At 41.7% G+C, this 25,472-nt stretch carries 21 protein-coding genes; 11 read left to right on the top strand and 10 right to left on the bottom strand.

Features of this window, described 5'->3' with window-relative positions:
• The first annotated feature begins 660 nt into the window (after positions 1 to 660).
• Positions 661 to 822 (top strand): DUF2256 domain-containing protein, encoded by a 162-nt coding sequence (locus ACXAH2_RS13105; protein WP_475079095.1) that lies wholly within the window; start codon positions 661 to 663, stop codon positions 820 to 822.
• 200 nt (positions 823 to 1,022) lie between these two features.
• Positions 1,023 to 1,706, top strand: coding sequence for a monofunctional biosynthetic peptidoglycan transglycosylase (gene mtgA, locus ACXAH2_RS13100; protein ID WP_475079094.1), 684 nt, complete (start codon positions 1,023 to 1,025; stop codon positions 1,704 to 1,706).
• Between the two features lie 86 nt (positions 1,707 to 1,792).
• Here mtgA and ACXAH2_RS13095 read toward each other — a convergent pair whose 3' ends face one another.
• A complete protein-coding gene (locus ACXAH2_RS13095) occupies positions 1,793 to 2,953 on the bottom strand; it encodes an iron-containing alcohol dehydrogenase (protein WP_475079093.1) in 1,161 nt (386 codons plus the stop codon).
• A gap of 531 nt (positions 2,954 to 3,484) precedes the next feature.
• Between ACXAH2_RS13095 and ACXAH2_RS13090 the strand changes: the two genes are divergently transcribed.
• The 5 genes from ACXAH2_RS13090 (at position 3,485) to ACXAH2_RS13070 (ending at position 9,461) form a co-directional block, all read left to right on the top strand.
• Positions 3,485 to 4,585 carry a histidine decarboxylase gene (locus tag ACXAH2_RS13090; protein WP_475079092.1) on the top strand — a complete coding sequence of 367 codons (1,101 nt, stop codon included), beginning with the start codon at positions 3,485 to 3,487 and terminating at the stop codon, positions 4,583 to 4,585.
• 348 nt (positions 4,586 to 4,933) lie between these two features.
• Positions 4,934 to 5,818, top strand: a complete 885-nt coding sequence (locus tag ACXAH2_RS13085; protein WP_475079091.1) for an AraC family transcriptional regulator — start codon at positions 4,934 to 4,936, stop codon at positions 5,816 to 5,818.
• Between the two features lie 107 nt (positions 5,819 to 5,925).
• Positions 5,926 to 7,566 carry a diacylglycerol kinase family protein gene (locus tag ACXAH2_RS13080; RefSeq protein ID WP_475079090.1) on the top strand — a complete coding sequence of 547 codons (1,641 nt, stop codon included), beginning with the start codon at positions 5,926 to 5,928 and terminating at the stop codon, positions 7,564 to 7,566.
• A gap of 222 nt (positions 7,567 to 7,788) precedes the next feature.
• Positions 7,789 to 9,003, top strand: coding sequence for a multidrug effflux MFS transporter (locus tag ACXAH2_RS13075; RefSeq protein ID WP_475079089.1), 1,215 nt, complete (start codon positions 7,789 to 7,791; stop codon positions 9,001 to 9,003).
• 50 nt (positions 9,004 to 9,053) lie between these two features.
• On the top strand, positions 9,054 to 9,461 hold the full coding sequence (locus tag ACXAH2_RS13070; protein WP_475079088.1) for a GFA family protein: 408 nt from the start codon (positions 9,054 to 9,056) through the stop codon (positions 9,459 to 9,461).
• A gap of 12 nt (positions 9,462 to 9,473) precedes the next feature.
• Here the strand turns inward: ACXAH2_RS13070 and ACXAH2_RS13065 are convergent, their stop codons facing one another.
• A complete protein-coding gene (locus ACXAH2_RS13065; RefSeq protein ID WP_475079087.1) occupies positions 9,474 to 10,619 on the bottom strand; it encodes a methionine aminotransferase in 1,146 nt (381 codons plus the stop codon).
• Between the two features lie 168 nt (positions 10,620 to 10,787).
• Positions 10,788 to 11,864 (bottom strand): alkene reductase, encoded by a 1,077-nt coding sequence (locus ACXAH2_RS13060; RefSeq protein WP_475079086.1) that lies wholly within the window; start codon positions 11,862 to 11,864, stop codon positions 10,788 to 10,790.
• A 751-nt stretch (positions 11,865 to 12,615) separates the two neighbouring features.
• Here ACXAH2_RS13060 and ACXAH2_RS13055 point away from each other — a divergent pair.
• The 3 genes from ACXAH2_RS13055 to ACXAH2_RS13045 all read left to right on the top strand — a co-directional run bounded on the left by ACXAH2_RS13055 (position 12,616) and on the right by ACXAH2_RS13045 (position 15,622).
• Positions 12,616 to 13,689, top strand: coding sequence for a GGDEF domain-containing protein (locus tag ACXAH2_RS13055; RefSeq protein WP_475079085.1), 1,074 nt, complete (start codon positions 12,616 to 12,618; stop codon positions 13,687 to 13,689).
• 84 nt (positions 13,690 to 13,773) lie between these two features.
• Positions 13,774 to 14,679 carry a hypothetical protein gene (locus ACXAH2_RS13050; protein ID WP_475079083.1) on the top strand — a complete coding sequence of 302 codons (906 nt, stop codon included), beginning with the start codon at positions 13,774 to 13,776 and terminating at the stop codon, positions 14,677 to 14,679.
• Between the two features lie 271 nt (positions 14,680 to 14,950).
• Positions 14,951 to 15,622, top strand: a complete 672-nt coding sequence (locus ACXAH2_RS13045) for a 7-cyano-7-deazaguanine/7-aminomethyl-7-deazaguanine transporter (protein WP_475079082.1) — start codon at positions 14,951 to 14,953, stop codon at positions 15,620 to 15,622.
• Positions 15,623 to 15,697: 75 nt separating this feature from the next.
• Here the strand turns inward: ACXAH2_RS13045 and ACXAH2_RS13040 are convergent, their stop codons facing one another.
• The 3 genes from ACXAH2_RS13040 to ACXAH2_RS13030 form a co-directional block, all read right to left on the bottom strand.
• Positions 15,698 to 16,432, bottom strand: a complete 735-nt coding sequence (locus ACXAH2_RS13040) for an oligogalacturonate-specific porin KdgM family protein (RefSeq protein WP_475079080.1) — start codon at positions 16,430 to 16,432, stop codon at positions 15,698 to 15,700.
• A 192-nt stretch (positions 16,433 to 16,624) separates the two neighbouring features.
• Positions 16,625 to 18,022: a sensor domain-containing diguanylate cyclase gene (locus ACXAH2_RS13035; protein WP_475079078.1), complete on the bottom strand. Its 1,398-nt coding sequence runs from the start codon at positions 18,020 to 18,022 to the stop codon at positions 16,625 to 16,627.
• Positions 18,023 to 18,216: 194 nt separating this feature from the next.
• Positions 18,217 to 18,942, bottom strand: coding sequence for a sulfite exporter TauE/SafE family protein (locus ACXAH2_RS13030; protein WP_475079076.1), 726 nt, complete (start codon positions 18,940 to 18,942; stop codon positions 18,217 to 18,219).
• A 123-nt stretch (positions 18,943 to 19,065) separates the two neighbouring features.
• Between ACXAH2_RS13030 and ACXAH2_RS13025 the strand changes: the two genes are divergently transcribed.
• Positions 19,066 to 19,962, top strand: a complete 897-nt coding sequence (locus ACXAH2_RS13025) for a LysR family transcriptional regulator (protein ID WP_475079075.1) — start codon at positions 19,066 to 19,068, stop codon at positions 19,960 to 19,962.
• A gap of 2 nt (positions 19,963 to 19,964) precedes the next feature.
• Here the strand turns inward: ACXAH2_RS13025 and ACXAH2_RS13020 are convergent, their stop codons facing one another.
• The 4 genes from ACXAH2_RS13020 to ACXAH2_RS13005 all read right to left on the bottom strand — a co-directional run bounded on the left by ACXAH2_RS13020 (position 19,965) and on the right by ACXAH2_RS13005 (position 25,434).
• Positions 19,965 to 20,771, bottom strand: coding sequence for a DUF547 domain-containing protein (locus ACXAH2_RS13020; RefSeq protein ID WP_475079073.1), 807 nt, complete (start codon positions 20,769 to 20,771; stop codon positions 19,965 to 19,967).
• 3 nt (positions 20,772 to 20,774) lie between these two features.
• On the bottom strand, positions 20,775 to 22,925 hold the full coding sequence (locus tag ACXAH2_RS13015) for an FAD-dependent oxidoreductase (protein ID WP_475079071.1): 2,151 nt from the start codon (positions 22,923 to 22,925) through the stop codon (positions 20,775 to 20,777).
• Positions 22,926 to 23,098: 173 nt separating this feature from the next.
• The gene (locus ACXAH2_RS13010) at positions 23,099 to 24,301 is read right to left on the bottom strand and encodes an MFS transporter (protein ID WP_475079070.1); all 1,203 of its coding nucleotides are present in this window, start codon (positions 24,299 to 24,301) and stop codon (positions 23,099 to 23,101) included.
• 197 nt (positions 24,302 to 24,498) lie between these two features.
• Positions 24,499 to 25,434, bottom strand: a complete 936-nt coding sequence (locus tag ACXAH2_RS13005; protein WP_475079068.1) for a DMT family transporter — start codon at positions 25,432 to 25,434, stop codon at positions 24,499 to 24,501.
• Between the last annotated feature and the right edge of the window lie 38 nt (positions 25,435 to 25,472).

Genomic DNA, 25,472 nt, shown 5'->3' with positions numbered 1-25,472 from the left:
CTCAGTATAGAACGACCTAATGTATTTTTAAAAAACAAAGCTAAAAAAAAGAACCCCAGTGAAAATACTGGGGTTTATCGACACTCTGAGAGCATGACAAATGCTCTTTTTTAAAATGGAAAATGATAGTTCGTGGCAGCCCTTTAGCTCTTTGGGGTCAGGGTGACTAAACAATGTTTAGTCTAACCATCAACAATGATGTCACTGGCCAATCATTGGTAGCGTGAGAACATATGGACAATCCAGTAATAAGTCATATGTTAAGCCCTTCTACATGGTTAATTTTAGTATTGACACCAACGTATTGCAACCGACAAGAAACGGCCAGTGATAAAAAGAACCTTGGGGTAGACTGTAAAATAACCAAGGCAGTCTGATCGAAGGTTTTTTTAACCGCAGTCCCAGCGGCTTATCACTTTCTTTGAGTACAAAAAAACGCCTTAGCAAATCAGCGACATCAAGTAGCTTCATTGAAAGAGTACACGGCAAACACCTCTTCGAAGTGGCTGAAAAAATCGACGACGCCAGAGAAAAATTTGTCGACATCGCAAAATTGACTTGCCGCTGTTGGTTAAGGCTGACAAAAGTCTCACGGGGTAGCTCCCTTCCCATTTCCACTACTCGTCGATCCCATTCTCTCTCGTTTGCGTATCAGTAAACATGGCTCATAAGAAACCTCACTTACCCGAAAAGATTTGCTTAGCTTGCCAGCGTCCGTTTACTTGGCGTAAGAAGTGGGAGCGAGATTGGAAACACGTCAAATACTGCCCTGTGTGCTGCAAAAGACAAGGCGCAAAGGTAACTTCAAGTACAACTGTCTAATCGTCTTCTGAGATGACTCAATCCTTCGCATATGGTTTACTTTGTAAACAGCAGTGGATGCCTTAAGTGGTAGGAAGTAAGCATTAATGCCAAAAACCAAATCTCATTCTCAATCTAAGGCAAATTCTAAACCTAAGACCAGGCAGACATCCAAAACTAAGTCTGCGCCTCAATCTAAAAACCAGCCCAAGCGCAATATATTGAGTCGGTTATGGCGTGGGATAGTAAAAAAACTTTGGTATGTGTTTTGGCGTGTTGCTTTAGTTTTCATCTTAATATTATTGCTGTTTCGATTTGTTCCTCTGCCCACTACAGCTTTTATGCTACAAAGTGATTATCCTGTCGAATACGATTGGATCAGTATTGATAAGTTGCCGAATCACGTAGCCTTGGCCATGGTGGCTTCTGAGGATCAACGCTTTCCTGTACATAATGGCGTGGACTTCTCAGCCATACGAAAAGCTTTAGCGCAATTTCTTAATGGCAAAGGCCTACGTGGCGCCAGCACCATCTCTCAGCAAACCGCGAAAAATATCTTTCTCTGGCCACAACAAAGCTTCTTTCGCAAAGGAATGGAAGCCTTGTTAACATTAAGCTTAGAGACATTGTGGGGGAAAAAACGCATACTTGAAGTGTATTTGAACATTGCCGAATTTGGTAAAGGTATTTATGGCGTTGAAGCCGCCAGCCAACATTATTTTGGCCGTTCTGCAAGACGCTTAACCAAGGATCAAGCCGCCCGTTTAGCCGTACTCTTACCCAGCCCTCGTACCAGAGACCCCGTTAATCTTACTCGCTACTTACGCAAACGTGCAGCCTGGGTCGAGCTACAAATGCGTCAACTGGGTAGCAACTATTTGGCCACCATTTTGAAAAACGAATGAGTGATTAGCTTTGCACAATAGCAAAATTAAAATAAGCGACACAGGCACTGACTGTATCGCTGTTTAAGAATCGTCAAAGCGTGAGGTTACTTAGTTGCTATGAGTATTTTTCGCACTATATCCAGTGTCAAATCGCCCGTTTCCGACAACGCCGTTAACCCCATTTTTTCCATACTTGTTAATATGTTGTCAATTCCGGCATCATCAATGCCGTAGTGAGTTAAATTCGTTTCAATTCCAAGAGAGTTGAAGAAGGCCTCGGTTTTATCGATAGCAAGATCAATCTTCTCATCCTCAGAGCCTTCACGAATATCCCAAACGCGCTCTGCAAATTGCAGCAATTTGGCGCGTTTGTGTGTCTTACGTTCACGCAACAAATTGGGCAAAATAATGGCTAAGGTTCGACCATGAGCAATGCCGTATTGTGCCGTCATTTCATGACCAATCATGTGGGTTGACCAATCTTGTGGAACACCCGCACCAATGATGCCATTAAGTGCATTGGTCGCCGACCAAATGAAATTTTTACGCGCATCCATATCGTCATTATCAGCCAAGGTCACTGGGCCATCTTCAATCAAGGTTTTCAGAATACCCTCTGCCATTCTATCCTGAACTTTCGCCTTCACAGGCTGTGTAACATACTGTTCTACAACGTGTACAAAGGCATCAGCAACACCATTGGCGATTTGCTCTTTTGGTAAAGTTTTGGTCAGATCTGGGTCCAAAACAGAGAAGGTTGGATAGACCAGCGGTGACATGAATGGGTATTTTTGCGCTTGATAGGTAATCACGCCCCCCATGTTCATTTCTGAACCCGTCGCAGGTAAGGTGGCCACACAAGCCAATGGTAAGGCTTTTTCCACTGGTACTGGGGTAAAGCCATAATTGAGGATTTGTTGGTACTCTTCACCAACAAACTCTGCTGCCAGAGCAATAAACTTGGTTCCGTCCATCACAGAACCTCCACCCACAGCCAGCAGGAAATCAACTTGTTCCGCTTTTACAAGCTCGACGGCTTTTATCAGAGTATCAAACTGCGGGTTTGGCTCAATACCACCGAATTCAATAATATCACGAGCCTGTAAGGCGGTTCGTACTTTATCTATGGTGCCGTATTTTTTGGCACTTTGGCCACCAAAGGTAATCATCACTTTCGCATTGCTAGGAATGAGTTTATCCAATTCTGTCAGACGGTTCTGACCAAAAACGATGTGCGTTGGGTTGTAGTAATCAAAATTGTTCATCGTTACCTCCATAATCTTGAAAATAAGAATACCTATACTCTAGTGCTGATAATATTTTTATTTAAGGCCTATTTGAGCTTATTGCATGCCTATTCGTTCAAGTTCTATTTTTAGAAAATCATTCATCAGCCCGTATTATCATATGTCAGTTCGATTACCTGAAAACGCACAATCAGAGGCTGAGTACAAACAGCTTTCAGCTAAAACACCCTTTCGACTTAGCAAATTTATACAGTACTTTGAGAGCCTTGCAATCTATTCAGAGAAAGCTCTACACCTATAAATAGAAGATATAAGAAGAAGAGTCATAAAATGAGTTGCAGTGAGTCTATTTGTGAAAAGTACAGACTTACATGAGACTTTAAATGTGGAAAAATTATGGAAGTTATTAACTTAATTGGGGTTTTTATTTGAAAAAAACAGAAAACATGTTACTCCTGAACGTGCAACTTATTTTTATAAGTACGTGACAGAGAATATCAATAATAACAATTATTCTAATTTTGAGTTAACGCTCAAGGGACGCAAAACATGATGGACTATGAACTAAAGTTAAATAATTTTAAAGATTATTTAGTTGAGCAATCTCAGCAAATGATCGGTTACCCAGCCAATCTAGCTTACGACTATTCAAAGCTCTATGATTTTTTTAAAATTACCATTAATAATGCTGGAGACCCCTTAAGCGATGGCCCTTATAAAGTAAAGACTCATAGCTTTGAAATAGAAGTTGTTGAATTCATCGCTCAGATAACAGGTATCAAAGATAATGACTATTGGGGCTATGTAAATAACGGCGGAACAGAAGGTAATATGTATGGCCTTTATGTTGCAAGAGAAATGTTCAAGAACAGTATAGTCTATTATTCAAGCGAGGCTCACTATTCAATCCCTAAAATTTTAAAGTTATTAAAAATGCCTTCAATTCAAATTCTTGCAAACGAAAAAGGCGAAATGGATCTAGCTGACCTTGCCCATACCCTTCAAGCAAATAAAACAAAAACCCCTATCATTTTGGCCACTGTTGGCACAACCATGAAAGGCGCTACCGACAATATTCCAGAGATTAAAAAAATAATAGAAAGCTTATCTTTCAAAGATCATTATATTCATTGTGATGCAGCTCTTAGCGGTGCGATACTTCCTTTTTTTGATGATCATTTTAAATTTGGTCTCGCTCATGGAGTTCATTCTTTGGCGATATCAGGTCATAAATTTTTTGGCATACCTATGCCATGTGGCATTGTTCTAACCAAAAAAAGTTTTGTCGATAAGATAGGTGAAAATATTGAATGTATTGGATCGGTGGATACAACTTTGAGTGGTTCACGAAATGGGCATTCAACTCTATTGCTTTGGTACACCATCAATAAACATGGGACAGATGGATTTAAAAAAATTGCCCTTCAATGTCTGGAAAACGCAAATTATCTAGTCCAAAAACTAAATGAAAAAGACATCAATGCTTGGAAAAATCCTCACTCGCTTACCGTTGTTGTTCCTAGGCCTTCTGCAAAAATAATTAATAAGTGGCAACTGGCTATTGAGGGAGATATTGCTCATATTATTACTATGCCACATGTTACAAAACCTTTATTAGATAATTTCATTAACGATTATTTAACCGGGTAGCGAACTCCCCTTACGAGACGGAATAATACTTTAAGGAAATACACATCACGTATATTGATTAATGTATTAATTTTATGGATATCGATAAGAGAAAGCTGATACATATATAGACGCTACAGTGCAGTCATACTGCACCTAGGGAAGGTGCGAATAAGTTTTCTAAACATCAGTCTTACCAGAGAAACGGCCTATCAAGGCAAGAGTGAGCAGGAATGTTAAGCGTGATTGCATTGAGAAAACGCTACAACCTTGGTCATGTGTGCTTGGTCACTAGAGTTCAGAGGTTCCTTATCAGGTATTTTAAATGGTTACTATTTTGCCCCTTAATGAGGTGCACAAGGACAGGCCATGTCAGACGCACTCACCGAATTTCGACAAAGGTTAGCGCACCACGCAACTGCAGACGGTTTTACTCCGTCACTAATACCTAACTTTGGCGTGTATCGGTCGTCTCAACTACAGACCAAGAACCATGCCTTTTATCAACCTTTTATTTGCTTAATGGGTCAGGGGATCAAGCGCTGTCAGGTAGGAGGTCATGCGTATACCTACGAAACGGGAGATTTTTTCATCAATTTTTTACCCACTCCGATGTCTAATGATCTTCTTCAAGCCGATACACAAGTACCATTATTATTAGGTTTGTTAGAGATCAATTTGGTACGCTTAGCGGATATGATGTTACGTATTGAAGGCTTTGAAGGAAGAAGGGAAGCCACTCCCAAAGAAGATCTATTTTCGATAATGGTTGGCAAAGCGGATGATCGACTTTTAGCCTTATTTAATAAACTCATGGACCTTGGTCATGAAAGACTCGATGCTAAAATTTTGGGCGAGTACGTGGTCGACGAAATCTATTATCGACTTCTCACCAGTCAGTACGGTGACGCTTTACGGCATTTATTGAACCAGCATGGTGGCATCCAACCCATATCTAGAGCCATCCATTACATCCACGATAACACCAATCGTTCCATCCAGGTTAAGGAGTTGGCTGAAATCGCTAACATGAGCAAAACACGCTTTTTTAATACTTTCAGACAAGTCATGCAGGTGTCACCAATGCAGTACATTAAGTCGAGCAAGTTGCAAAAAGCACAAGTGTTGCTAAAGCAAGGCGTGCGCGCTACTGAGACCAGCATTCAAGTTGGATACAGCAGTTTTTCTCAATTTAGCCGGGAATACAAACGCTTCTACGGCTTTCCACCGTCACAAACTCAGCGCATTCTTTAACTGGAGATAGATTTAACTGATTGATACTCAATACATAATTTGCACCTTTCCGCTGACTATTTTTTAAGCTACCCTTTAATTCTGGGTTGCATACTAGGAGAGCAGATTTGTTTAAACCAAACTATTTTTTATTGGTCACTGCCACCTTTATTTTATTGACTATTTTTACCAGCCACCTCTATTTCAAATTGGCTTGGGCATGGTTTGCTTTATCGTTTTTTGCTGTCAGTTTGGCCTATTTACTAAACAAGCCAACTATTTTCCGCAAACGTTCTAATGGCACAGTTCCATTTTATATTCGTTGGGTTTTCATGCCATTTTTATGGAGCACTCAATTCTATAACAGTTGGGCTCGCAGTAACGATCCGGTTCCTGCCCTGCAAAAGATTGACGATGGCATCTATTTGGCAAGACGTCTCTTTCCTTCGGATATTCATGACATAAAAAGTGAAAACATCAGCGGCGTATTAGACGTGACAGCAGAATTCAGCTCGCTCAATTGGATGTCTTTACAAGCCAACATAGACTATTTAAACATTCCTATCTTGGATCACTCAGTACCAACAGACACACAAATACAACGAGCGTTAAATTGGATACACACCCATAAAAAGAATGGCCGTTCGGTTGTCGTTCATTGCGCTCTTGGTCGTGGGCGTTCGGTTTTCATGGTGGCGGCTTATTTATTAAGCCAATACCCTGACACCAAGCCAAAAGAAATCATGAATAAAATTCGTAAAATTCGTTCCACCGTTAGACTCAATAATAAACAGTTTAAACACCTCAACCAAGCGTTTGAAAATAAGTGCCTAGTGGTGCATAACAGCGCTTGGATTATTGCCAATCCTGTTGCCGGCAAACGTCGGTGGGAAGAAGAAAAAGACAGCATAATGAAACTCTTATCAGGTTATTACAATCTGACAGTAGAAACCACCACACTCGACGTCAATGGCACAGAGTTAGCCAAAAAGGCCCTTGAAATGTCACCCGATATCATCATAGCTTGCGGTGGCGATGGCACAGTAAGAGAAGTGGCCAGCGCCTTGGTTGGCACAAATATTAAACTGGGTATTATTCCCTTTGGAACAGCCAATGCGCTCAGTCATGTATTATGCGGCAGCTTATCAAAAATCGCTTCTACGAAAACAATTTGTCTCAATATTATTGATGGTTGTGAACAGCGAATTGATACGGCCACCTGCAATAATGAACTGATGCTTCTACTGGCAGGGGTAGGCTTTGAACAACAAATGATTGAAAAAGCGGGCCGAGAAAAAAAGCAAAGCAATGGTCAAATAGCTTACCTGCAAGGCTTATTGGAAGCCATTAGTCAAAATGAGATACATGAATTTAGTATTACACTGAATGACGAAGACAGTTTTAATATTCAAACACCAAGCTTGACCATCGCCAATGCGGCACCTGTGACCACATTACTAGCACAAGGAAAAGGCATACCTAATATTGAAGACGGTGAGTTAGATTTAACTTGGCTAGCTCCTGAACGTACGCAAATACTCAATCTAGTAGAGCTCGCTAGGCTGGGACTAAGCAATAACGAAACCGACGAAGGCAATACGCTAAAAGACTCAGGGATATTCCATAAGAGGGCTGCCAAAGTGCGCGTGGATATTAGTCAAATTGGTCATTATGTGATTGATGGCGAAAATCGCAAAGCGGACTATTTGGAAGTAGAGGTGCGACCAAAATCATTAAGTGTAGTGGTACCTGAAAGCACATTAAAATGAATCTCAAAAGCCGCCATTATATTGTTTCTCTCACTTCTTACTAAAGTGTCATACTGATCAGTCAAGCGGTGAGTTCTATCTGTTTTGATTGTCGGTCATCACTGGCCAAAAGCTCAGCAATGTTAAAACTTGTCTTAGCAATTCAGCAACCTATTTTACCGCTGGTTATTCTTTTTTAAAGCAGAGTACAATGACGACCTTTCAATTTTCATAGGAACGAAAATGCACACCTCTAGTCGTCAATTAGGGTTTTATAAAATCGCGATTATTCTAGGTCTATTATCTGCGATTGGCCCTTTTGCTATTGATATGTATCTACCAGCTTTGCCGCAAATCAGCCAGTTTTATCAGGTGGGCGTGGCAGAAGTGCAATTCAGTTTAACCGTATTCCTCATCGCACAAAGTATGTCACAGCTTTTTTACGGCCCGTTATCGGATAAATTTGGCCGTAAACCGCCATTATTTTTTGGTATGGGCATTTTCTTTCTTGCCACACTTGGTTGCATTTTTGCCTCCTCCTTGGACGAACTCATCTTTTATCGTTTCTTTCAAGGAATAGGCGCGGCTGCTGGGGTGGTCATTGCTCGAGCCATTGTGCGTGATCTTTATACTGGTGTCATGGCAACGAAATTGATGTCATTGCTGATGCTAGTATTTGGTATTTCTCCGATTCTCGCCCCTTTGGTTGGCAGCACCATTCTGACCTTAACAGATTGGCGCGGGATTTTTGTTTTGGTAGCTATTTGTGCTGGTCTTGGCTTGTTATTGATTCAATTCGGCCTAAGTGAAAGCCAATCTTTAGAAGAACGCTTACACACTCGATCACAAGGCAGCAGTTTGAAAGCCTATGTCACGCTTTTAAAAGACAATCATTACATGGGATTGGTGTTTGCGGGCAGCTTCGCTTTGGCCAATTTTTTCATTTATCTAGCAAACTCACCTTTTGTACTGATCGAGCATTACGGCCTTAACGAAACACAATACGGTTTGGCCTTTGGATTAAATGCCATGTGCTTTTTCTTCGCTGCTCAGTTTAATGGCCGCTTATGTTCTCTTTACGGAATTGAAAGTGTCATTCGAGTTGGTAAGTGGATTTGTGCTCTTGCTATGTGTTGTATGACGAGTCTTTACCTTGTCGGATTCGATTCTTTGTATTTGTTTATGGGATGTTATCTAATCGCCAGTGCTGGAGTCGGTTTAGTGATCCCCACGACCTCGATTCTTGCCATGGAAAATCACGGTCGTATTGCTGGAACCGCCTCAGCTTTATTAGGCACAATGCAAATGGCAATTGGGCCAATTTTTATTGCCATTCTAAGCCCATTCATGAACAAAGAACCTTTGCCTATGATACTTGGCATGACCTGTTGTTCGCTGATAGCTTTATTATTTGTTACCTTCACCTTGGCGAAAAAAACACCTTTCGTTAAGGCTTAAATTTGCTATAAAGAAAGTATGGCAAAATCATAATAAAAATGGAGGGGAGAATGTCACAACATCATACAGGTTCTTGTTTATGTGGACAGGTGAGTTACGAGCTAACAGGAGAATTTAAAAAATTTTTCTTGTGCCACTGCAGTCGCTGTCGTAAAACCTCTGGAACGTCTCACTGTGCGAATTTATTCGCCCCAGGCGCCGAACTAACATGGACAAGTGGAGCAGACCACATTCGTTTTTATCGCCATCCAGACAGCAACTTTGCACGCGCTTTTTGTCAAACTTGTGGTTCCAATGTGCCGATTGATGCCAAAGCACGCGGTTTGGTTGTGGTGCCCGCTGGTAGCCTAGATTCTGACTTAGACATAAAAGCCCAAGCCAATATTTTCATGGGCAGCAAAGGCAACTGGGACGTGGACCTTAATCAGGCACCTTGTTTTGATGCCATGCCAAGCTAACCTCATCTCTCCTTAGAGTTGAGCTAATTTTTGCGCAGCAGCAAGCAGGGTGCTTTCGTCTTTAGCAAAACATAAACGAATGAGTCGTTGTTCTGTTGGTGGATTTTGATAGAAAACACTGACCGGAATGGCGGCGACACCAACCTCTTTCACCAAATACTGGCAAAACGCCACATCGTCTAAATCACTAATCTCGCTATAATCCAATAATTGGAAATAGGTGCCTTGGCAGGGTAGAAGTTGAAACCGACTAGAAGCCAAGGCAGTACGTAAAATATCTCGTTTATTTTGGTAAAAGGGTGATAGTTCACCACTGGCCCAAGGTGTATTTAATAGATTCTCGCCAATCGCTTGCTGAAATGGTGTGGCCGTACTGAAAGTAATGTATTGATGAAGCTTTCTAAGCTCACGAGTAATGACTTCTGGTGCAACTACATAGCCCACTTTCCAACCAGTTAGGTGAAAACTCTTGCCAAAAGAAGACACTATCATGCTGCGCTGAGCTAATTGATCATGACGATGCACACTGACACTTTGAGTTTGATAGTGGATAAATTCATAGACTTCATCGGATAAGACATAAATGTCTCTGTATTTTATTACTTGCCAAAGCTGCTCCAAATCTTCTGTTTGCCAACAGGTTCCAGTGGGGTTATGTGGCGTATTGATTATCACCAAACGAGTTTTATCTGTGATCAATGAAGCAAACTCTGACCAATTTGGTCGAAAGTCTGGTGCTTTCAACACCACACGCTTACATGCCCCTCCTGCTAATGAAACCGCTGGCTCATAGAGATCGTAAGCTGGGTCAAATAGGATGACTTCATCGCCTGCATTCACTAAGGCAGTAATGCCATCAAAAATCGCTTCCGATGCGCCACTGGTGACTGTGATTTCAGTGTCAGCATTGACCTGACGATTGTAATGGCGAGCAATAAGGTCTTGAATCGCCTCGCGCAATACAGGCAAGCCTGTCATTGGGGCGTACTGATTATTACCATGCAAGATAGCGTGAGAAGCTCGCTCCAATAACGCTTGATCTGCCGGAAAATCTGGAAAACACTGTGATAAATTAATCGCACCATATTGCGCCGCAAAGGATGACATTTGCGTAAAAATGGTGGTGCCAACTTGCGGCAATTTGGAAGCCAATGTCACAATTAAAGCCTTAACAATCTAGTGATAAGCAATACGTTAAAAGACCTGCGCAAGCCGGGTCAACCTTTCTTTGACAATATAGGTTCAATGACTAAATTGAGGTAAAAAAAACCAAGGCACTTCAATTTGTGCCTTGGCTTTCGCTAACAGACTATTTTGCTAATGTGATTAGCTTGCTTGTAAGCTTGGGTAATCCGTATAGCCTTCCGCTCCTGGTGTGTAAAAAGTATCTGGATTCGGTTGATTCAATTCTGCACCTTGTTGAACACGAGAAACGAAATCTGGGTTGGCTAAAATCCCCGTGCCAAAAGCAACACTGTCCGCTTGCTCATCAGCGATCACTTGCGCCGCTTCTTCTGGCGTGTATCCCATGTTGACCATTAAGTGACCTTCATAAACATCGCGAACAGCAGGCACGACGTCCGCTTGTTGCAGACCAAAAAAATCAGCACGCATTAAGTGTAGGTAAGCCAAATGGTAACGATTCAAAGCTTTAGCAAGATAGGTTACCAAACCCACTGGATCACTGTCTTTCATGCTTTGGAAGCTATTTAAAGGCGATAAGCGAACCCCAACACGGCCGCTGCCCATCACTTCCGTTACCGCATCCAAGACTTCCATCAAGAAGCGCGCACGGTTTTCAAAGGAACCACCATATTCATCATCACGCTGGTTTGCACTGTCTCTCAAGAACTGATCAATCAAATAACCATTGGCCGCATGCACTTCTACGCCATCAAAGCCGGCTTCTTTGGCATTGATCGCAGCCTGTTTGAAGTCTTGTACAATATCAGCGATTTCCGCTTTCGTAAGAGCTCTTGGCACTGTGTAAGCTTTTTTACCTTCAGGAGTGTGAGTATCGCCTTCAATGGCAATAGCGCTAGGCGCCACGGCTTCTTTACCAGCATTCAGTAAAGGGTGTGCTGCACGCCCGGCATGCCAGATTTGCATAAAAATACGACCATCGGCTTTATGTACCGCTTCCGTTGTCAGTTTCCAACCTTGAACTTGCTCAGCAGAATAAACACCAGGATCATTCCCAAATGCCGACGTTGCTTGGCTCACCATTGTACACTCAGTAATCACTAATCCAGTTGCAGCGCGCTGTGAATAGTATTCTGCCATCAAATTATTAGGCTGATGCTCTGGTGCACGACAGCGAGTCAAAGGCGCCATTGCAAAGCGATTCGGCAATTTAAGATCACCAAGAGTAACCGGAGTAAATAACGAACTTAAGTTAGACATTTTGTTCTCCAAGACATGAACTTTTTGTAAAGATAACCGTTTTATATGTATAGAAAGCACTTTTTCAACATTTTGCACGAAATTTGCTAAATAAATATAAATGAATCGAAATAGAGGATTATTCCTTATTTAGCCTAAAAAATGGACTTGATGGATAATAAAAAACAATAAAATTACCAAAAACACTACTCCGTAATTAATTTTTTAAATGCCCTTTTTGTTGAAAATTGATTTATCCTGACCCCCTCTTATCGCAGCACTAACAACCTACTTACTCGCTTTTCAGCATCAGTTGATTTAACTAAGGGCTAACAATTGAACTCACCTCATTCAGTAGATGACTCAGTTATTCAAGGCAAATTTCACTGTCAAGTATCACCATATTGGCAAGAAGATTAACTAAGGCGGCAGCAAGCTTCTGTGCAGCCCGAATGAGCTACCTACATTTAAGTCTTTTTAATATTGATACCCTTCTAGCCTTTCAGATAAAACCTTCTCTGCACTATAAAGCACTTACATCACTGATCAATCGTAAGTTTATAGATCCTCTCTCTGGTAAGACTTACGCTAAGAAGGCTTGTTCGCACCTTGATTAGTTCCTTACTAATCGGTCAAAATATTTTGTTGATCGTTTATTTAAAGAACAATGAGAATTATGATTACCATCAGGTTGAAGGATTCCTGCATGAAAACCAGCCAATATTCAGGGCCAATTATTTTTTTGTCGTATTAAAACGAGCTATCTATTTAAATGAGTGATTCTAGTCAGCAAGACACCTCTATAAGATCACAAGCCATGGAGCCAAAGCTCTTTCGTCGTTTGTTGATTCTCGCTTGTGTATGCTTTGCCTTGGTTTGGATGATTGATGAATTGAGCGGCATCATCTCTGAATTTGATGCAACGGCTTACCCTATTTGTATGCTGGCTTTTGCTCTCATGTATGTCTTGAGTAGAGTATCAAAGCATCATAATCAAGGTAATTTACACCTGTTAACCTATTTAATTGTCGCTGGCTACCTGATCAGCACGAGCATTTGGCATCATATGGGCAGCAATGCCTTATTCTCAAACGCCGCTCAATGGTTAGGTCTTAATTATGTTATCGCCTATTTATTTCTTGAGATAAGACGAGCAGCTCCAACCACACTGCTCGTTCTGGGCGCCACATTAATTGGCCATTTTTTAGTGCTAATCAAGCATCACAGCTTAGACGATACGCTCGGCGTTGTGTTGAATATAGCGGTTGCTCACAGTGTTTACATTGTTTTGCTGTGGACTGTCATTCGACTCAGAATCCAATCCTCGCTTGCCAATACTCGTATGAACTTGCTGGAAAACTACGCCTATGTTGATTTATTGACAGGGTTATTAAATCGTCGAGGGTTGGAGAATGTCTTTACAGAGCTACAGATCGATCTGATCAATACTAATACCAAAAACTATGCCTTACTACTCATAGATATCGATTATTTTAAACAAGTTAACGATCAATACGGACACACAATGGGCGACAAAGTATTGAGAAAAGTGGCCATGAATCTAAATCGCACCATTGCACCTGAAGATGTTATTGGACGCTGGGGAGGAGAAGAATTTATTATTTTGACATTAGATCGAAGCCCTCAACAGGTTCTCGACATGGCTGAACAGCTTCGCAGTATCATTAATCAAATGAAAGTAGAGGACATTACTGGGGTAACAATCAGCATCGGAATAGGCTTCTCAAATTTAGCCAAAACACGTCAAGAAGTCTTTAATATTGCCGACAGTAATCTACAAGAAGCCAAACAATCTGGCCGAAACAATGTTCGCTGTAGCATATAATATGATCGCTGCACTGAGACTTACGACAAACGCTACACTGTAGTAAGATATAAGAAAAGCACTATACTAGCGAAAGGAATTAAAATGTTCAGAAGTAATGTTGATGTTGAAATACTAGAGGCTCATTCAGACAGAGAGTGCACTTTTTACGCCGATTACTTAGTACAACAAATTCGTGGCACCGCTATAAAAAACCTACAAGGTAGAAACATAGAAGAAAGAATTAAAAACATCAATGCAGAACTGGACTTATTAATTCGCAAGAAAAAAGCACCGAAAAATTTCGCCGCTCAAATGACAACAGCCTTTAACGGCACCCAATTACCACACAGCTACTTTCGTTGGGTCGACAAAAACGATACACGACTCTGTAATTGGCTTTGGTGCTATTTAAAAAAACATACGAACTTCAACTCACTAGATACTGACACTCAAAACCTTCCTCATCCATTGTTGAATCGTTTATCAAGCCAGCCCTTTCTCATCGAAAAAGACAATAATACTGATCGTTATGCAGATATTCTTAATGCTTTTTACTTTGGAGAGTTAACAGCAAAACGTCAGCAAGACGTGCTCGATTTTTTGAAAAGCCTGTGGTTTGAAATTGAAGCAGACACATCAGTTACTGACTGGCTAGAAGACAGTAATGTTATTCAATGGCAATGGGCGTATTCTTATCTACAAAATGTCAAAACTCGCCCTTTGCCAATGGCATGGACCAGCCACCGAGATACCGAAAAGCAAGAAATCGTAATTACAACCATTGATTTAGCAGACAATCTTGATCGTAAGGCTTTATTAATCGATAAGATGAAAAAAGCTTGGAGTCAGAAGAAATTCCGCGAAAAGTCTAATGGTAAAAAGCCATACAGCATTAGCATGACGCAAAACACCAAACAAAAACTCAACGCTCTCGCTGAAGAACATGAAATGAAAATCAATGAGATGATTGAGTTACTGATTCAGAACGAATACAACAAACGCGCTTAAGGTAGGTGCGAATAAGCCTTCTGTACGTCAGTGAACTCCTTCATACCTTACTTAAATAAATATAGAATAGAATGCTTTATGCGCCAGTTAAGAGGTTGTTTAAATACATAATTTTAGAAGTCAAAGCCGCTAGATCACTGATCATAATTTACACAAAAGTATTGCGCTGCGAGATAGCTTGGTTATAATGCCGCGGTATATTTGACCTACAAGTCAAATTTCAAAAATCCATTTGGGTTCCCTCACCCCAATTAAACGAAAAAGGTAAAACATGAGTACATTTACCCCTGCGCAACAGAGCAAAGCTCTGGGCTATTTGGCTATATTCCATTTACTGATCATTGCTTCTAGCAATTATTTGGTACAAATTCCCTTTACCATGTTTGGTTTCCATACCACATGGGGTGCTTTTACTTTCCCGCTGATCTTTGTCGCTACGGACTTAACGGTGAGAATTTTTGGCGCTTCCTTAGCAAGAAACATCATCTTTGCTGTAATGATTCCATCATTACTTGTCTCGTATTTGGTATCCGTGTTATTTGCACAAGGCAGCTTCCAAGGCCTCGCTGCTTTATTAAACTTTGATACTTTCGTGGCACGCATTGCCTTTGCTAGTTTGATGGCATACCTGTTAGGACAAGCCTTAGACATTCAAGTTTTCAATCGCTTACGCCAGCTAAAGCAATGGTGGATAGCACCTATGGCGTCAACCTTGGTAGGCAATGGCTTAGATACTTTGGCTTTCTTTGGTATCGCATTCTATAAAAGTCCTGATGACTTTATGGCAACCCACTGGCCTGAAATTGCCTTAGTAGACTTTACTTTCAAACTCATCATTAGCTTAGCTTTGTTTGTGCCTATGTACGGAATGCTGTTGAATTATTTGACTAAAAAGCTAACGCAGATTCAACCAAGCTTTACTCTCATAGACTCTGCCAGATAACGAAAAAAGGCCTATTTCATTGAGATAGGCCTTTGCTTATAAAGGAGAGTCACACTTTAAACGTTATCAAGGGGATTAATAACTGTATTTTACGCCTACACGGTAACGAGGACGCCATTTGTCATTCGCAGTAACATCTTCACCATTAAATCGATAAGTCTCACCAGACTTATATGGCTTCAAACCAAATTCCACAAATGGGTTCCAACCATTTTTAAGGCCAGTGTATTCACCTTTAAAGTTCACATCTGAAAACCAAGACTGTTTATCTTCCCACCGCGGCCCAGAGGCTTCGGGGTTAAATGTATAGTCTATGGCAGTACTTAATGACCAGTTTTCAACGCCTTTATAGCCAGCAGAGAAGGTCCAACGATTGTAGTGTGAGTTATCACTTTCCACTTTGGCTTCGTAGTTATACCTATGTCTGAAACCAACGGACCAATCGCTACTCACCTTATAACCAAAGCTAAAATTAAACTGATGGCTGAGTTTGTCTGAACCAGATTCCCACTTATATTGAGGAGTGAAAGTTAAATCGTCAGATAACTTAATACGATAGCTGATATTACTCTGCTGACCGTTACCTGATAACTCTCCAAAAGCATCTTCATTATTACTTTTCCATTTGGCTTCAACACCAAAGCCAATGCCATTTGAAAAACGATGACCAACTTCAATACGATCTGAGTGACTGGCTGACTGACCATCGTGCTCAGGCACAAATTCATGCCGAAGGTTGATGCTCGTAGCCTGCACAGACGCACTCATTAATCCTAAAGCAATAACACCTGTTATTATTTTAAAATTCATATGAAACACCTTTTTATTATTATTGATAGGACTTTTCAATATAAACCTTAAATAAAAAATTTCAACACTTTATGAAACATATGCGTCTAAAATTTAAAAACACTGTTTCTTTAAAGTCTTTACGAGGTAATTAAAAACAATAAAATCAATTATTTAAAATGATAAAAGGGATTTTTTGGGAGGAGTGATTATTTACAACATAATTGGCAAACTAGAGGAATATTGTGCGGTTACGCAGTTACGACCGGAAGCCTTTGACTGATACAAGGCTTTATCAGCACAACTGAGTAACTCATCGACCGAGCAATAACCGTCCGTTTTATGAGCAACGCCAATGGAAACAGTAACAAATACTTTTTGCTTTTCTGCGCTCAGCACCCAGCTTTTTTCCATTATTTTGCGCAAGGCTTCCGCTTTACTCTCAGCTTGCCGAGGAGAAACGTTTGGCATTAAAACAACAAACTCTTCACCTCCAATACGAGCAAAGACGTCTTCATTGGAGAAAATGCTTGAGCCATTTTGCGCCAAGGTTTGTAACACTAAATCCCCCGTTTTATGTCCATATAAATCGTTTACGGATTTGAAATGATCCACATCCATCATCACTAAGGAAACCGAGCCAACAGCGCCTACAAAAGAATCCAATATGGTTTCACACTGCTCAAAAAAATAGCCTCGGTTTATCAACCCTGTTAAATGATCAAAATAGGCACGTTTTTCCAATTCTTCCTGTGCAAGAAAACTTTCAATGGCAATACTGGCAAGATTACTAGAGAAATTAATCAGCTTTAAATCTTTATAAGAAGGTCGAGAAGGCTTTCTTCGATAGATTGCAAACGTGCCAAGCAATTCACCTTTTGAAGACAAAATAGGATCAGACCAACAAGCAGAAACGTCAGCCACCTTGGCTAGGTCTCTGTAATCTATCCAATAGGGATGAGAAAAAATGTCTTCCACAATGACACGTTGTTGCAAAAAAGCAGCGGTACCACAGGAGCCAACATTCATACCGATTTTCACCCCATCAATCGCACTATTATATTCATGAGGAAGGTCGGGAGCGGCTCCCAACATCAGAGCATTAGCGTCTTTATCGTAAAGCAATACACTGCAAATGGACTCGGGCATTTCGAACTGCACTTGCCTTACCAAAATTTCTAAAATGTCTTCTAAGGCAGAACTTTTCGCAACCATTTCCAACATTTCACTGCGCGCATTCAAACGTCGCTCGGTAATACCGTATTCAGTAATATTACGGAAGTACCAAATTTCTTTGTCTGCTAATACCTCATAGCTAAGCTTAACCTGTAACCTATTGTCCAATTCTGTTGATAAACATAAGTCCAGCTCAGACGCGATTCTTTGCTCACGAAGCGGCTCTATATTTTGCTGAAAAATATCCTGTTGAAGTTTGGATTTTAACCAGTCATATACACTCGAGTAAGTTTCTAACGACTCTTCAAACAAGGTCATAAAAGTGGTGTTGATGTAAGTAATTTGGCCTGTTTCTAACTCACAACATACTGCAGCAACAGGAGTGATTTCTAATATTTCATTCAGTGCCACTAATGAGTGGTTTTCTTGCTTCATATCTAGATCCGCAAAAGCAGTACAAAAGCGCAAAGAAATTACTTTGCAATACTATAAGTAACGCTTAAAGAAAATTTAGAAACAAGCGTATGGCAACAGTCTTTTGTATGATTTTTGTACGTTTTTGCAGATTATTAAGGCGTGTTGCCAAGGTATTTTGTCTTGTAACTCGAAATAAATTGTATGTGGCCGTCTTAGGAAAATAAGAAGAGTTTACATGCTGCTATGGTCGACATGATCCGAATCAACCACTTAAATTGAATTGGATTTACCTTTTTCAAAAAGTGGTAACCAATGAACGAGCCAACTAATAAACCAGGTACTGCATATAGGCTGGTTTGCGCACTGTGCGTCGTTAGCAAACCCAAACCTATGTAAAATGGCAATTTCACTAGATTAACGATGAAGAATGCCCAAGCTCGCGTACTAACATAAGTGGTTTTATCCAACTTTTGTTCCAACAAAAACAAGCTAAATAATGGCCCTGCTGCATTCGCAACCATGCTCACCACACCGCCAAAAAAGCCCATTGAATAGGCCGCCAAAGGTCGCCGCATAAAAGACGCTGGGCGCATATCCAAGTAAAGCCCCAATAGAATCATGGCAACAATTGTCACACCTAAAAAACGAATAAACTGATCGGCATTAATATTGGCGAGAAAATGACTGGCCACTAGCACTCCGACAAACGCCAAAGGTAGGAACCTTGCCAATACTGGCCAAGCAATTTTGCTTTTATAACTGGATACGGCCATTAAATCGGTAATGATATACAAGGGCAAAAGTACACCAAGGGCTTCTGGACCGGGAAAAGCAATCATCACGATAGGTAAGACTAAAAGTCCCATGCCGCCTACCGAAAATTTGGAAAAGCCAGTAATCAGACCGGCTAAGAATAAAACGATTATGGATGTCTCCATATAAACCTCCTAAACACTTATCAAATCAGCGTTTTATAGGCTTATAATAAATCATCAAATGAAAAATAAATAATCTCGTTTTATTATTATAATGATATGAAATTTTTATCATCTGGTGGATCTATGAAAATCGATCAAATTAAAGCATTCATCGCGGTAGTTGAAACGGGCAGCTTTCGTTCTGCCGCCGACACCATTCATAAAACGCAACCCAGCGTCAGTGCCGCTGTTAAGGCATTAGAGCATCAATACGACATTACCTTATTCGATCGCAACAGCTATCGACCCAGCCTCACCGCAGAAGGTCATGCATTCTTTCGCCAAGCGAAGAAACTCATGTCACAAGCCATGCAGCTAGAATCTCTCGGCCATGAATTGGCAAAGGGAGTCGAAACACCACCGCTGCAGCTTTGTTTAAGTCAAATGAGCCTAGATAAAGAGTGCGTGAATCGTATCCAAGCCTTTCAAGCCCAGCATAAGGATATTGAATTGGATCTCACCACAGACCATCTCTACGGTTTACAGGATAGACTGGCCAAGGGAAAAGCCGAAATCGCCATCGGCCCTCGGTATGGACTCGATGACCGTCACTCCATGTTAGAGCTTTATAAAATGGAAATGATCACAGTCATTAGCCCTAGTTTGTTAGAAGCGTTACAAGCCACCAGCAATAAACTCAAAATCACCAGCTTGCAGAATGTACCGCAAATACTGGTCATCAACACAGCCAGCGATGGTTCCAGTCATGGCCATAGACACGTTCTGGCCACCGGGAAACGCTGGTATGTAAACGATTTTCAAGCCAAGAAAAGCTTATTATTAGGTGGGTTGGGCTGGGCACGAATGCCTAAGCACATGATATTAAATGAACTGGAGGCAGAGCAGTTGCTACCAGTAGAGGTGGAAAACTTCATATCACACAATGACGTCGCTATCTACATGGTGCGCTTACGACAGCAAACGCACAGTTATCAAGTCAATCTTTTCTGGGAAATGATGCGCAACTATCCGTCTTTATGAGCCTATCGTGGGACTGAATTGAGCTCCCAATCATAATCCAAATAACTGATATCCAGATCCTTTTTTTGTAAGGATTGGATAGCTTGTGGAGTAAGGGACAAGGCATCTTTGTAAACTAAAAGAAAACTCTCTAATGAATCATACCCCGACCAGCCTTTAGCAAAGTCCTGCTTGTACCATTTAAAGATAGACGATAATTGCAATTCGTCTTCCACCAAACGGTTACGCGTTTTGTCCGCCAAAAAAAGTTGTGTTTGCTGCTCTAACTGCTGATCCAACACCTCTCCTTGGTAAGCTTCTGCACGAAGCGCAGGACACCCTATGCTGGCACAATTCACGGCGAAATGAATGCGTGGGTCTTGATAACGATCAGAGCCGCGAATCATGTCATGCTCAATATTATCTAAAGTGACCTGCTCACCAAATAATGAGGCGATGTCTTTAGACCAAGGCGAACTAAACAAGCTGCCCAAGTCTTTAATGGAATCCAGGTCAGGCCATTCGGTCAAAATGAATTCGACCGTCCATGCATTGTAAGCATTGATCAAAAAAGCCAATTGCTCATCTTTTGTAAAAGCATCAAATTCAGCTTTCTCAACGGCTGATAGGGCAACTAGGTAAGCCTTCAATACCGATCTTTGTTGCGCAAAACCTTGATAATCCACTTGTGTGATTTTGCCATCTTGTAGCACACTTACATTTTGCTTTAACAAAGCATCCCAAGCAGCATGATCAAAATCGCTATTGGCAAACGCCGCATTTACCAAGGTGCCTAATAATAATACCAAACACAATAGCCAATGTTTCATTACTTAACCTCGACGCCAACTGTGGTATTTTTCAAGCCAATTCAACACTTTCTCTGGTGCATGGGCGCGTTTCCATTCCCCCGCTGCGTATTTGTTAGCCTCAGCCCAAGTTGGGTAAGCGTGTATCGTACCCAGTATTTTATTTAGCCCTAAGCCGTGTTTCATCGCCAAAACAAATTCGGCTAATAGATCACCAGCGTGTTCACCGACTATGGTCACCCCTAAAATTTTGTCTTTACCGGGCACGGTTAATACTTTGACAAAACCTTGTCCTGCACTGTCCGCAATGGCTCGATCCAAATCATCAATGCCATAACGCACCACTTCATAGGCCACCCCCTTGTCTTGCGCCTCTTGCTCACTTAAACCAACACGCGCCACTTCTGGATCAATAAAGGTGGTCCAAGGAATGACTCGATAATCGACTTTGAAGCGCTTCAGGGAACCAAATAAAGCGTTCACCGCGGCATACCATGCTTGATGTGCCGCTACATGAGTAAATTGATAAGGCCCAGCCACATCACCAGCGGCATAGATATTTGGGAATAAAGTTTCCAGATAGTCATTGGTCACTATGGTGCCCTTGGTTTCAATACCCAGTTCTTCTAAACCATAACCTTCCAATCGAGCTTGACGACCCACCGCACAAATTACATCATCAAACTCTACTGAGCTTTCCTCACCATGGTGTTCGACTATCATACGTTTCACTTCGCCATCTTTTTCAAAACGCACCGCATTATGCTGCGTTAAGACTTTCACACCGTTTGCTCTTAAAGTGGTTTCTGCTAACTCAGAGACATCCTTATCTTCTCTGGCCATGAGACGAGCAGAGCGCTCAATTTGAGTAACACTCGAACCCAGACGGGCAAAACTCTGCGCCAATTCACAACCAATGGGGCCACCACCGAGGATAACCAAACGTTTTGGTGGCTCATCTCGTTCCGCAAACGCTTGCCACATAGTGTCTGACGTTAAATACCCCACCTCATCCAAACCAGGTAAATCAGGAACGAAAGGGCGCGCGCCTGTGGCTAAAACAATGCTGCGCGCGGTCATGCGCTTTGTTCCGCCTTCATTTAGCTGGATTTCCACTGTCCAAGGATCGACGATTTTGGCGTAGCCTTGTACCACATCCACACCCAATCCCGTATAACGCTCCACACTATCGTGCGGTTCCACCTGACGAATCACGTCCTGTACGCGCTGCATCACCTGCTTGAAAGAGAAACTAGGTTCGCTGCTTTGAAGTCCGTATTGTTCCGCATGACGCATTTGATTGGCGACTTTGGCACTCTTAATCAAGGCCTTACTAGGTACACAGCCATAGTTCAAGCAATCGCCACCCATTTTATGCGCTTCTACCAAGGTAACTTTGGCCTTAACTGTTGCAGCAATGTAAGCACTTACCAATCCACCAGCACCTGCACCTATTACAATCATGTTGCGATCAAATTGCTTAGGTTTGGTATAAGCTTGATATACTCGACGTGCTTTCAACCAATCGAGAATTTTCTTTGATGCTAAAGGAAACACCCCTAATAAAACGAAAGACAACAACAAGGAGGGCGATAAAATACCTGACAAGCTATCAATTTGACCAAGTTGCGTACCAGCATTGACGTACACTAGCGTACCCGCCAACATGCCAAGCTGACTGACCCAGTAAAATGTGAAAGCACGAATTCGGGTTAACCCCATCAAGAGGTTAATCAAGAAAAAAGGGAAAACAGGCACTAAGCGCAAGGTAAATAGATAAAACGCGCCTTCTTTTTCAATACCTTGATTAATGGCTGCAAGACGGTCACCGAATTTAGATTGTACCGACGCCTGTAACAAGTAACGTGATACCAAGAAAGCCAAGGTGGCACCAATGGAGCTGGCAAAAGAAACAATGAATAACCCCCACCCTAATCCAAATAAAGCACCGGCCGCTAGGGTCATAATTGCCGCGCCGGGCAATGATAAGGCGGTGACTAAGACATACAACAGCAAAAAGCCACCACCAACCAAAATGGGGCTATCATTTCGCCAAGCCTCAAATTGTACCAAACCGTCTTTCAATCCGGTTAACGTCAACAGCTGGTGCAGATCAAAATAAAAAAAGCCCGTCGCCAATAGTGCAATCAGTAACAACAATCCTATCTTTTTCATTCAATACCTCATAACACCAATTGGCGCTTTAACATAATGGGTTGCTGACTATTAGACTGATAATAAAGCCAGTTTCTTACAGCATAATAGAAAAAGCATTAGAAAGAAGGGAATAAAAACAAGGATAGCAGTAAGATAGACAGACTTACTGCATGCTGTCACACAAAAAAATATTACCTAATCACCTTAAGACGTGCGGCAAGCAAGCTAAACAGCACGCCGCAGAAACATATCAAGAGCACCAGGCCAACAATGCCAGACAAACCAAATAGAGTCATCAGCGCCGCGTAGCTAGGTGGTCCAATGGTCGCTCCCAAATTACCGAATTGCGCCAATAAGCCATAGCCCTCAGCTTGTTCCTTAGCGTTGCGAGCAAGGTTGGGAATCATCGCCAAGGAAGCGCCAGGAATCATACCCAGACAAAGCACCAAGCTACCCATGATGAAGGAAAGCCACCAAGGATTATGAGAAACAAGCAATAAACTCATTGCCGCCAGCGCTACCCCTAAATACGCCAACAAAGCCACACGCTGTGGCCGCATAACATATTGTGCAATGGCACCCGCCAAAAAAGTCCCGCTGGTACTCAATAGAGGCAATATGACCAACATACTTTTATGCAGAGCTTGGTCATGGATTAACCCCGGAACATAAGTAAGAATAGATACCAAGGTACAGGTATAGAACAAGAACACCAAGCTTGGCAGTAGAGCTCGAGGATTTTTATAAATGCGTATCATCTGAACAATAATGCTGCCTTGATCCCCCACCACAGGCGGTAAAATAAGTAGCGGATTATTTCTTAATATGAAGAACAAAATAATGCCTATGCCACTGATGAAAATGCCATGAGCCAATAGCAAAGCACTTAATCCATGAGTTTCTAAAATACTTTTACCCAAACCACCAGACACAGCAAAAGCAACCCCAAAGAAAGTACCCCAAATACCCATAGTCAAGGATTTATGTTGTGGCGCACTGAATTTGGCAATCAAAGTGGGCGCTGCCACAACCACACCTAATTGAGAGAAACCTTCCAACAAGCGGGTCATCATCAACAAATTAAATGACGGTAACATTGATTGCACCATAGACAAGGTACCGCCCAGTAACAAGGCGCCAATTAACACCCGTAAATAACCAAAACGACTGGCAATCATGCCAGCAGACACACCAAATATTAACCCTGCAATACCGACAATCGATAAGGACATACCCGTTAAGGTCGCACTTTTTTGGTAGTACGCCAACAAAGCGTCAAACGACACCGAAAACTTGGCAAATTGCATGGCCGCAGAAACACCTGCAACCCAAAGTAAAATGACTTCGAGCCATTGAGTTTGGGATACATTGTGCGGTGTTTGAGTGAGAGACATGAATAATCCTTTCGAGTCACTAATAATCCTGACCCTTTGTTCAAATTGCTGGCGCTATTCTATTACAAGGTGTGATTAAAAAGATAAACAAGCACAGATTATTCCTGCAAAAAATAAAGAAAGGTGCCGTTAGAGCAAAGAAACAATGAAAATACAAGCCAAAGCACAGCCCACTGGCTGAACTTTGGCCGAGCATATTAAGCCCTTTGCGACAAGGTGTTCAACTCTGCTTTACGTAGCTCTTTGATACGTAAACCAATATTCCCCAAGATCAACATTAACCCACCAATGATCTGATAAAGCGTTAATCCCATTTCCAAGAAGTACCAGTTAATCACCGCAGCAAATACCGGGAAGGACAATTCTGCCAAGGTCGCCATCTGTGCAGGTACGGTTTTTAAGCCTTGATAGTAAAACCACATACCGATAAAACCACTTAGTAAGGCCATCACTATGACTAGCCCCATAACGGTGATTTGCATCGCCACTAAACTTTCAGTCTGCATAAAGGCTAACGGTGCTAAAACCATCAAACCGGCAACAAAGCGCCCTGACATAATGGCATTTGCCGGTACATTTTGCTTTGATAAGTATTTTCCGCATACCGTTGCCGCTCCCCAAGCGCAAACAGCCACCAGCGTAAAACCATAACCTTTGACAATACTCATTTGATCATTTGAATAATGCCACTGTACCTCGCCTAATTGACGAAGGTCCGGCCACATCATGACAAAACTACCCAAGAGAATGACGCCAGCCCAGCGTACAAAGCCTCCTTCAATTTGTTCTTTTAAGAACCAATATGCCAGCAATATAGCAACAATAGGCTGTAATTTTTGCAGTAAAATCACCACAGTAGGGTTCAAATATTGGAAGGCTTCTGTAAAGGCCAAAGTACCAACTGCCGAACCTATTCCGCCGATGAAAAACAAGCAACACAAACTTGCCCTAGACAAATGACGATAGACATGACGATAACGCCACAACATGGGTGCGACAAATAGAATCAAGGTAAGGTGTTCGATCAGAACAATTTGTAAGGTGGAATAGCCAGCACCTAGCAAGGGGTATCGGATTAAAGTATCCAGTGCCCAAGTAAAGCACGCTATCATGATAAAGAATGTTCCTGCCATCTTTGCTTTCTCCAAAATATAAGATGCACAGGGGTGAT

It is taken from the genome of Marinomonas sp. ABL3_031, from assembly GCF_056161265.1.
This window is presented reverse-complemented; position numbering and strand designations above follow the sequence as displayed.

What these genes read in the sequence shown, in the direction of transcription:
- ACXAH2_RS13070 (WP_475079088.1), top strand. Translation starts at nt 9,054, where the DNA reads ATGTCACAACATCATACAGGTTCTTGTTTATGTGGACAGGTGAGTTAC.
- ACXAH2_RS13010 (WP_475079070.1), bottom strand. Translation starts at nt 24,301, where the DNA reads ATGTCTCTCACTCAAACACCGCACAATGTATCCCAAACTCAATGGCTC.
- ACXAH2_RS13035 (WP_475079078.1), bottom strand. Translation starts at nt 18,022, where the DNA reads ATGAAGCAAGAAAACCACTCATTAGTGGCACTGAATGAAATATTAGAA.
- ACXAH2_RS13020 (WP_475079073.1), bottom strand. Translation starts at nt 20,771, where the DNA reads ATGAAACATTGGCTATTGTGTTTGGTATTATTATTAGGCACCTTGGTA.
- ACXAH2_RS13040 (WP_475079080.1), bottom strand. Translation starts at nt 16,432, where the DNA reads ATGAATTTTAAAATAATAACAGGTGTTATTGCTTTAGGATTAATGAGT.
- ACXAH2_RS13075 (WP_475079089.1), top strand. Translation starts at nt 7,789, where the DNA reads ATGCACACCTCTAGTCGTCAATTAGGGTTTTATAAAATCGCGATTATT.
- ACXAH2_RS13050 (WP_475079083.1), top strand. Translation starts at nt 13,774, where the DNA reads ATGTTCAGAAGTAATGTTGATGTTGAAATACTAGAGGCTCATTCAGAC.
- ACXAH2_RS13030 (WP_475079076.1), bottom strand. Translation starts at nt 18,942, where the DNA reads ATGGAGACATCCATAATCGTTTTATTCTTAGCCGGTCTGATTACTGGC.
- ACXAH2_RS13045 (WP_475079082.1), top strand. Translation starts at nt 14,951, where the DNA reads ATGAGTACATTTACCCCTGCGCAACAGAGCAAAGCTCTGGGCTATTTG.
- ACXAH2_RS13025 (WP_475079075.1), top strand. Translation starts at nt 19,066, where the DNA reads ATGAAAATCGATCAAATTAAAGCATTCATCGCGGTAGTTGAAACGGGC.
- ACXAH2_RS13090 (WP_475079092.1), top strand. Translation starts at nt 3,485, where the DNA reads ATGATGGACTATGAACTAAAGTTAAATAATTTTAAAGATTATTTAGTT.
- ACXAH2_RS13060 (WP_475079086.1), bottom strand. Translation starts at nt 11,864, where the DNA reads ATGTCTAACTTAAGTTCGTTATTTACTCCGGTTACTCTTGGTGATCTT.
- ACXAH2_RS13095 (WP_475079093.1), bottom strand. Translation starts at nt 2,953, where the DNA reads ATGAACAATTTTGATTACTACAACCCAACGCACATCGTTTTTGGTCAG.
- ACXAH2_RS13005 (WP_475079068.1), bottom strand. Translation starts at nt 25,434, where the DNA reads ATGGCAGGAACATTCTTTATCATGATAGCGTGCTTTACTTGGGCACTG.
- ACXAH2_RS13015 (WP_475079071.1), bottom strand. Translation starts at nt 22,925, where the DNA reads ATGAAAAAGATAGGATTGTTGTTACTGATTGCACTATTGGCGACGGGC.
- ACXAH2_RS13055 (WP_475079085.1), top strand. Translation starts at nt 12,616, where the DNA reads ATGAGTGATTCTAGTCAGCAAGACACCTCTATAAGATCACAAGCCATG.
- ACXAH2_RS13105 (WP_475079095.1), top strand. Translation starts at nt 661, where the DNA reads ATGGCTCATAAGAAACCTCACTTACCCGAAAAGATTTGCTTAGCTTGC.
- ACXAH2_RS13085 (WP_475079091.1), top strand. Translation starts at nt 4,934, where the DNA reads ATGTCAGACGCACTCACCGAATTTCGACAAAGGTTAGCGCACCACGCA.